9 protein-coding genes and 1 pseudogene are annotated in these 7567 nt (G+C 73.1%); 5 read left to right on the top strand and 5 right to left on the bottom strand.

Features of this window, described 5'->3' with window-relative positions:
• Nucleotides 1-248: 248 nt before the first annotated feature.
• Nucleotides 249-938, bottom strand: a complete 690-nt coding sequence (locus tag ACFW5B_RS17090; RefSeq protein ID WP_386439638.1) for a transglycosylase family protein — start codon at nt 936-938, stop codon at nt 249-251.
• Nucleotides 939-1052: 114 nt separating this feature from the next.
• Between ACFW5B_RS17090 and ACFW5B_RS17085 the strand changes: the two are divergent.
• Both ACFW5B_RS17085 and ACFW5B_RS17080 read left to right on the top strand, forming a co-directional pair.
• A pseudogene (locus ACFW5B_RS17085) lies at nt 1053-2282 on the top strand (FAD-dependent monooxygenase); the annotation flags it as partial.
• A 109-nt stretch (nt 2283-2391) separates the two neighbouring features.
• Nucleotides 2392-2637, top strand: a complete 246-nt coding sequence (locus tag ACFW5B_RS17080) for a hypothetical protein (protein ID WP_386439646.1) — start codon at nt 2392-2394, stop codon at nt 2635-2637.
• A gap of 54 nt (nt 2638-2691) precedes the next feature.
• Here the strand turns inward: ACFW5B_RS17080 and ACFW5B_RS17075 are convergent, their stop codons facing one another.
• Nucleotides 2692-3180 (bottom strand): EF-hand domain-containing protein, encoded by a 489-nt coding sequence (locus ACFW5B_RS17075; RefSeq protein ID WP_386439636.1) that lies wholly within the window; start codon nt 3178-3180, stop codon nt 2692-2694.
• A 281-nt stretch (nt 3181-3461) separates the two neighbouring features.
• On the opposite strand from ACFW5B_RS17075, the gene ACFW5B_RS17070 reads away from it, so the two are divergent.
• Nucleotides 3462-4193: a L,D-transpeptidase family protein gene (locus tag ACFW5B_RS17070; protein ID WP_386439634.1), complete on the top strand. Its 732-nt coding sequence runs from the start codon at nt 3462-3464 to the stop codon at nt 4191-4193.
• Between the two features lie 50 nt (nt 4194-4243).
• Here the strand turns inward: ACFW5B_RS17070 and ACFW5B_RS17065 are convergent, their stop codons facing one another.
• The gene (locus ACFW5B_RS17065; RefSeq protein WP_386439632.1) at nt 4244-4639 is read right to left on the bottom strand and encodes a thiol-disulfide oxidoreductase DCC family protein; all 396 of its coding nucleotides are present in this window, start codon (nt 4637-4639) and stop codon (nt 4244-4246) included.
• A 92-nt stretch (nt 4640-4731) separates the two neighbouring features.
• Entirely contained in the window at nt 4732-5235 is a 504-nt protein-coding gene (locus ACFW5B_RS17060) for a hypothetical protein (protein ID WP_386439630.1), read from the bottom strand.
• A 202-nt stretch (nt 5236-5437) separates the two neighbouring features.
• Between ACFW5B_RS17060 and ACFW5B_RS17055 the strand changes: the two genes are divergently transcribed.
• Both ACFW5B_RS17055 and ACFW5B_RS17050 read left to right on the top strand, forming a co-directional pair.
• Entirely contained in the window at nt 5438-6265 is an 828-nt protein-coding gene (locus ACFW5B_RS17055) for an SDR family oxidoreductase (RefSeq protein WP_386439628.1), read from the top strand.
• A 43-nt stretch (nt 6266-6308) separates the two neighbouring features.
• Nucleotides 6309-6812 (top strand): metallophosphoesterase family protein, encoded by a 504-nt coding sequence (locus ACFW5B_RS17050; protein WP_386439626.1) that lies wholly within the window; start codon nt 6309-6311, stop codon nt 6810-6812.
• 69 nt (nt 6813-6881) lie between these two features.
• Here the strand turns inward: ACFW5B_RS17050 and ACFW5B_RS17045 are convergent, their stop codons facing one another.
• Nucleotides 6882-7391, bottom strand: coding sequence for a DUF664 domain-containing protein (locus ACFW5B_RS17045; RefSeq protein WP_386439624.1), 510 nt, complete (start codon nt 7389-7391; stop codon nt 6882-6884).
• Nucleotides 7392-7567: the final 176 nt, after the last annotated feature.

Below are 7567 nucleotides of genomic sequence, written 5' to 3'. Positions count from 1 at the left end.
GGTGCCGACCGCTGCGGCGCGGGGGGCGCCCCGGGGGGCGGGGTGCACGGCCGGGGGCGCCGCGCCCGCCCCACCTCCGCACTGCCGGCCGGGGCTTCGCGGAAACGTCCTGGCAGGCCCTGCCGCCACGACCCGTCCCCTGCGGTGGCCCGTCCCCTCCGGCGGGCCACCGCGCGGTGCGGGTGCGGATTTTCAGCGGAATTCCCGTTCCGCCGCACCCGGTGCCGGCCGGGAATTCCGGAAGGCGCTCAGCGGGCGCCGGCGCGCGGCACGGCCAGTCGTGTGCCGGGGAAAATCAGATCCGGATTCGCCCCGATCACCCGCTGGTTGAGCCGGTAGAATTCCTGCCAGCCCCAGCCGTGTGCGTAGGCGATACCGCTCACCGTGTCCCCGGCATTGACGACGACCGTGCCGCCGGTACTCCTATGGCGGCCCACTTTGTAGCGCTTCTCATGGGACTGCGGATGCCGGACCCGGCCCCGGGACGAGGGCGCGGCCTGCCGCTGCGGTGCGGGACGGGCCGCGGTGCTCCGGGGAGTGCGGTGCGTGGTGGCCGCGTTGAGCCCCAGAGAAGCCGAGCAGGCCGGCCAGGCGCCCCAGCCCTGACGGGCCAGCACCCGCTCCGCCACCCTGATCTGCTGCGCCCGGGTCGCCCGCGCCGCCCGTGACGCGTAGCTGCCGCCGCCGAACGAGTGCCAGGTGGAGTGGGCGAGTTGGAGCCCTCCGGAGAAGCCGTTCCCCGTGTCGATACGCCAGTTCCCGCCGCTCTCGCAGCCGGCCAGACGGTCCCAGGTGCCGCCCCGGGCCTCGGCGGGCTGCTCGGTGGCCAGGTTCAGCGCACCGGCCGCCAGCAGGACGGCTGCCGCGGTGACGCCCCGGGCCCCGTGTCCCCGGAATTCATTCCGGGCAGTCGATTTCGCTACCTGAGGAAATTGCATGCCTTTACTCCCGTCGCTCGCCGCGCAGTTGCCTGGCAGCCATTCAGGAAACCCGGCGCCGGTGCGGCGTATCACGTTCGAATGGGGCTCGAACTGTGATTTCCGTACGGCGCCATGAATTCGACGGGGAAGAGACAACCACGCCCCGAGTTGTTATCGGGAGAGCGCGCGGTAGCGCCGCCGCGGTCCGGCCTGCCCCCTTGCCGACGGCGCCCGGCCGTGCCTGCACACGGCGCACCTGTTCAGACGGGCCGGGGCGCACCCCGCAGACCGTGGGCGCATGACCAACAGCGGCCCGTCGGTCACCTGCTCGGCCGGGGGGTGTCCGCCGAGCGCAACCGGCGCACTCGTTGCACGCGCTGCGCAGGTACGCACGCACCGCGCACGGGTCCCCGGCGGTGTCACGGCCAACGGTGCGCGGGGCAGCGGGCCGTCCGGCCCGACATGACAGGCCGACCGCGCTGTGCTCCCGTGGGAAGGAGGGTGGTTCCGCCCCGGGAGGCAGCCATGGCCGATGTGGATGTCCTGGTCGTCGGCGCGGGCCCGGTCGGCCTGACGGCTGCCTGCGAACTGCGGCGGCGCGGTGTGCGATGCCGCATCATCGACAAGCTGCCCGCCCCGCAGCCGTTCGCCAAGGCGGTGGGCATCCAGCCCAGGACGCTGGAGATCTGGGACCTGATGGGGGTGGTGTGGGAGGCCCTCGCCGTCGCGGCCCCGTTCCGTGGGCAACTGCTCTACATCAACGGCACGGAGCAGGGGCGCATCGAGATGACCCTGCCGCCGGATGTGCCGTATCGCTTCGCCGCGCTTCCGCAGTACGCCACCGAACGCCTCCTCACGGAACTGCTCGCCCGATGGGAAACCGAGGTCGAACGCGGCACGGAGCTGGTGAGCTTCGAGCAGGACACCGACGGGGTCCGGGCCTGTCTCGCGCTGCCGTCCGGGGTGCGGGAGTGGATCGGTGCCGGGTACCTCCTCGGCTGCGACGGCGCCCACAGCGCCGTCCGCAAGGGCCTCGGGCTGCGCTTCGAGGGCGGTGCCTTCCCCGAGGAGTACATGCTCGGGGACGTCGAGGTCGACTGGGAGCTGCCGTCCGGCTACGCGGTCCGGGCCCTGCACCAGAGCGACGGACGCACCGACGACCTGCTGGTCTGCATCCCGCTGCCCGGCCGCAACCGCTACCGGATGTCCATGCTCGTCCCGCCCGAACTCTCCCTGGCGGAGCAGCCGGGAGCGGACGATGTGGCGCACGGCCTGGAGGCCGGTCCTGCACCCGGGCTCCCGCACATCCAGGCGGTCCTGGACCGGCTCTCACCGCAGCCCACCCGCGCCTCCTCGCTCCGCTGGTCCTCGGTCTTCCGTATCAGCCACCGCTTGGCCGAACGCTACGGAGCGGGCCGGGTCCACGCGCTACGCCGACGAGGAGGCCCAACCGGCGCCGTACGACGAGGTGGTGGCGTCGGCCCGGCGCGCGGCACAGGGGCAGCTGACCGTGTGGGTCATCGCGGCCCCGGAGCTCCGGGCGGACGGACTGTCGCTGCCCGTCGTCCACGACGGCCTCGACGCGTTCCGGCAGACGTACGGCGCACACGGCGGCGAGGGGTTCCTGATCCGCCCCGACGGCTACCTTGGGCTGCGCGACGCCCCGGTGAGCGGCCCGCGGCTGGTGGAGCATCTCGCGCTGACCTTCCGCGGGTGAGCGACGGGCGGAGGGCGGCTACCCGCCGCCCGGCCGCTTTCCGCGCGCCACCGGCTACGCGTCGCCCGCCACCGGCCAGGCCTCGACCAGCAGCCGTCCGTCGCCGTCCTGGTCCAGCGCCGCGAAGGCCTGCGCCGCCTGGGCGTCCGAGTACCCCGCCGCGCGGTGCACCGCCGCGAAGTCCGCCTGGCTGACCACGCCGTCCCCGTCCGCGTCGGCGAGCGCGATGGTCGCGGAGACCGACGGCCCCACGACGTCGGCCATGGCCCCCGACGTACCCGCGCGCGTGAACGCCTCGACGAACTGCGTCCGGTCCAGCCGCCCCATGGCGTCGACCTGCACCAGCGCGGCGAGCTGCTCGAAGGTGTGCCGCATCCCGGCCCCCAGCGCCTGCGCCTTGGGGGAGTCCGGCGGTTCCCCCACCGCGTCCGTCAGCAGCCGTGCCCGGTCGGTGAAGTCCTGGGCGGTGAGATAGCCGTCGCCGTCGGTGTCGTACAGGGCGAAGCGGTGCTCGTACTCGGCCCTCAGCGCATCGGTGATCATGAGTCATCCCTTCTGAGCTGGTGCGACTCCTGGCGGAGTCCGGAGGCGGGCGGCCGCGGGCGCCGCGACCGTCCGCCTATGAGCACATTAAGTGGCGGTGCGACGCCGGAGGGTGACCGCGGGGAGGGTGTGTTCGCCGCCGCGCGGCCATCGCCCCGGCCCGGCCCGGCCCGGCGGCGGACCGGGCCCTGCTCCGGCTGCCGGGACACGGCTGCGCGAAGCAGATATTTCGGGTCGGTCACGTCTGCAACCGACGGGTCGGGCAAACAGTCCTACGGGGCATGAAAAGACGACTGAACCTGCGTATCCCGCGGTCCGGCGCCGGTCGTCGGGCGGGTGCGGCACTCGCCCTCACGGCGCTGACCGTTCCGCTGACGGTGACCTTCGGCTCCACGGCCGAGGCCGCCACCGCCTCGTCGTGCACCGCGGCCCGCGGTCCCTACCAGAAGCAGGCCGAGCGGTTCCTCGGGCTGACGGTGGACGGCCGCCAGTCGGCCGCCGACTGCCGGGCGATCCGGGCCTTCCAGACCAGCCACGGCATCACCCCGAACATCGGCTACGCCGGGCCCGTCACCTGGGGCGTGATGCGCGTCGTGGCACAGCAGAAGGCGGCCGGGAAGAACCCCGACAAGGCCGGGAAGTGCCCCACGGACAAGGGGCGGATAGCCTGCGTCGATCTGACCCGCCAGCTGAGCTGGATACAGGACGGCCGCAAGCTGGTCTTCGGCCCGGTACCGGTCCGCACCGGCCGCGACGGCTATGAGACCCGCACCGGCGCCAAGAAGATCTACTGGCGCCATCTGCACCATGTCTCGACGCTGTATCACGTGCCCATGCCGTACAGCCAGTTCTTCGACGGCGGACAGGCGTTCCACTCCATCAGCGGCAGCGTCTGGTCGGCCCCCGGCTCACACGGCTGCGTCAATATGCGCAGCAGCGACGCCAAGAAGTACTGGTCCCTGCTCAAGAACGGCGATGACGTCTACGTCTACGGCCGTAAGCCCGGCACCTGAGCACGGGGCGGGCCGGCCGGTACCACCGCGGACAGCCGGCGGAAGGCCCGCTACGCCGGCTTCCGGGCGGCGGGCGAGGACGGCAGCGCACAGGCCGCCGTCCCGCCCGGCATCCGATGACGGTTGCGCGCGATCAGCCGGTACAGCCCGTGGGCGACCCAGCGGACGGGCGCAAGCGTGAGCAACGCGCCCACGACCGGCCAGCCGCCGGGTGCGCTCAGCAGCAGCTTGGCGACCGCCTGCGCGCCGCCGTGCACGGAACCGGCCGGCGTCACCCACAGCACCTCGTGCTCGGCACGCCGCCGGCTGACACCGAGCTCCGCGAGATCGGCGAACTGCCAGGGCGTGGCCGCGCAGCGCGGACGCAGCCGACGTTCCGCGAACCGCACCGCGGACGTGCAGAAGGCGCAGTCGCCGTCATAGACAAGTACGGGTTGCCGCCGCATGGTCCCGTCACCTCTCGCACCGGTGGAATCAAGGGTATGCGCCACGCTACCGGGAGGACGTCCGGGTGCCGTCGGCGGTGCCCGCGCGGGGGTCAGTCGGCCAGCAGGCCGTACAGGGCCATCGGTGTCACATAGCCCGGCCAGCGGCCGTCGGCGAACAGATGGACACCGGCGTCCTGATAGACCTGGTCCACGAGTTGGGAGCAGATCATGTGCCGGGTGCTGGCCACGTAGCGGCGCAGTCCCGGGAGGGGCAGGTGGAAGCGGTGCGCGGCGATCGCCAGGTAGTCGAGGAAGCTGTAGGGCACCCCGACGTAGGCCGTGGCGGCCGTGCAGAGGGCGGTGCGCCGGCGCTCGGTGAGCCCTTCCGGGCAGACATAGAGCACGTGGGCGCCGTCGTACGCGGTGAGCGGCGCGATGCGGGCGCCGCCCGGCTGGGCTTCCAGCAGCCGGTCGTCGGGCAGCACGAGGAAGGCGTGTTCGTAGTCGGCGAAGCCGTCTCCGTTGAGCCATTGTCCGAAGCGGATCAGCCGGCCGGTGAGGCCGGATATCCGGGTGAGTCCGATGTCGCCGGGCAGGGGATGCGTGTGCTTCATGAGCAGCTCCCGGGAGCACAAGGGGGGTTCTCCGGTTCATACCCGGTGCCCGGCCCGGCGCACCGCGTCCGGGGAATGTCGGCGCGCGAAATGCGGCCCAACTGGCCTCTCACATGGGGAAGTTGATGAGTGCGGACACCGGAGGGGCAGGGGAGTGCGGAGGTGCGGCGGGGGCGAGGCGACCGAGCGGGAGGAGAGGCACGTGACGGACACCGGAGAGGGCGAGTACGCCGCGACGGCGGGGCCGGGCGCAGCGGTGGCGGGTACCGGCACCGGCCCGAGGCCGCTGTCCGGCGGTGTGGCGCTGGTGACCGGCGCCTCCAGCGGCATCGGCGCGGCCACCGCCCTGGAGCTCGCCCGGGAGGGCTGCTCCCTCGCGCTGGTGGCCCGCCGGACCGGGCGGCTGGAGGAGCTGGCGGAGACGGTCGGCGCGCAGGGAGGCGCCTCCCTCGCCCTCACCGCCGACCTCGCCGACGGGGCCGCGGCACGCCGGACGGTCGAACAGACCCTGGACCACTTCGGGCGGCTGGACGTCCTGGTGAACAACGCGGGCTTCGGCGCCCGCGGCGCGGTGCTGGACAGCGACCCCGCGGACTGGGACCGGATGGTCGACCTCAACCTCAGGGCCGTGCTGCGGATGTCCCATGCCGCGCTGCCGCATCTGCTGCGCGCGGCGGACGAGGGACCGCGGGGCGTCGCCGACCTGGTGACCGTCAGCTCGGTCGCGGGCCGGGTGCCCCGCAAGGACAACAGCGTCTACTCGGCCACCAAGCACGCGGTGTGCTGCTTCAGTGAGGCGCTGCGCCAGGAGGTGACCGGGCGTCAGGTCCGGGTCGGGCTGATCGAACCGGGCATGACCGCGACGGAGATGACCCGCGGGGGCAGTCAGGCGGCGTCGGCGCACGGCATGCCGCAGGACGTCTGGCTGCGTCCCGAGGACGTCGCCCGCTCCGTCGCCTTCATGGTCACCCAGCCGCCGCATGTGGCGGTCAACGAGATCGCGGTACGGCCCACCGCCCAGGAGCGCTGACCGGCCGGCCACGTTCGTCACGAACGGCCCGAGGAGAGGTCCCGTGCGACTCCTGCTGCTGTCCGACACCCATCTGCCCCGGCGCGCCAAGGCGCTGCCGCCCCAGCTGCTCGACGAGATGCCGCGCGCCGATGCCGTCGTGCACGCCGGCGACTGGGTCGACACCGCCACCCTGGACCTGCTGACGGCCCGCGCCCGGTGGCTGATCGGGGTGTACGGCAACAACGACGGCCCGGAACTACGGGCGCGGCTGCCCGAGGTGGCGTACGCGCAACTGGGGGGCGTACGGCTCGGCGTGGTGCATGAGACCGGCCCCGCGCAAGGGCGGGAGCGGCGGTGCGCCGAACGCTTCCCCGACCTCGATGTGCTGGTGTTCGGACACAGCCACATCCCCTGGGACACCACGGCCGGCGGCCGGCTGCGGCTGCTCAACCCGGGCTCGCCGACCGACCGCCGACGGCAGCCGTACTGCACCTACATGACGGCGGAGATCACGGAGGGCGGGCTCACCGCGGTGGAACTGCATCGTCTGCCCCGCCGCCACTGAGCCCGGGGCCGACCATCCGCTGCGGCTGTGCCCCGGCCGCGTCCGGTCCCGCCCGGTCCTGCCCGGTGGTCAACGACCGAGCAGGCCCCGCACATAGGCCGCCTGGCCGGCGTGCTGGAGGTCGTCGGCGACGACGCTGATCAGCCGCACGCCCAGGGTGACCGGCGGTGTCCAGGCACGGTCGACGACCCGCTTCATGTCCTTGTCGTCGACCCCGGCCAGGTACTGCACGGTGTTGTCGTGCACCGCGCCGTGATAGTCCGTCAGCAGCTCCGCGGTCAGGTCCCGTACCGCCGCCACCTGCTTGCCGGAGTGGCCGTATCCGGTGTCGTCGGGGGAGAAGGGGAGCCCGAAGCGGTCGTACCAGCCGTCCGAGGTCCAGAGCTGCTCGGTGCCGGCCACTCCGGCGACATGGTCGTCCTGGATGCGGGTCAGGTGCCAGACCAGCCAGCCGATCGAGTTGGCGTCGTCATCGGGGCGGGTGCCGAGGTCCTCCGGGTCGAGCCCGGCGACCGCGTCCTCGACACTCTCCCGGATACGTCCGAAGGCATCGACGAGCAGATCCGTGCTGGCGTTCATGGCGGGCTCCTTTGCGGCGAGGGGGCCTCGCGCGGCAGGTCCGCGGAGGCCGGTACCGGTGGGCCGGGGCGCCGCGCTCCGGCGGTCACCCGCCCCAGGAGGGCGTGGCCCCGGCAGCCCGCCCATGGTCGCAAGCCGAGGACGGAAAGACCGCGGGGCAGGCCGGAGGCCTGGGA

It is taken from the genome of Streptomyces sp. NPDC058773 (genome assembly GCF_042746015.1).
In the GTDB taxonomy this organism is placed as follows: domain Bacteria; phylum Actinomycetota; class Actinomycetes; order Streptomycetales; family Streptomycetaceae; genus Streptomyces.
The sequence above is the reverse complement of the archived record's forward strand: the minus strand, read 5'-3'. Positions and strand labels throughout refer to the sequence as shown.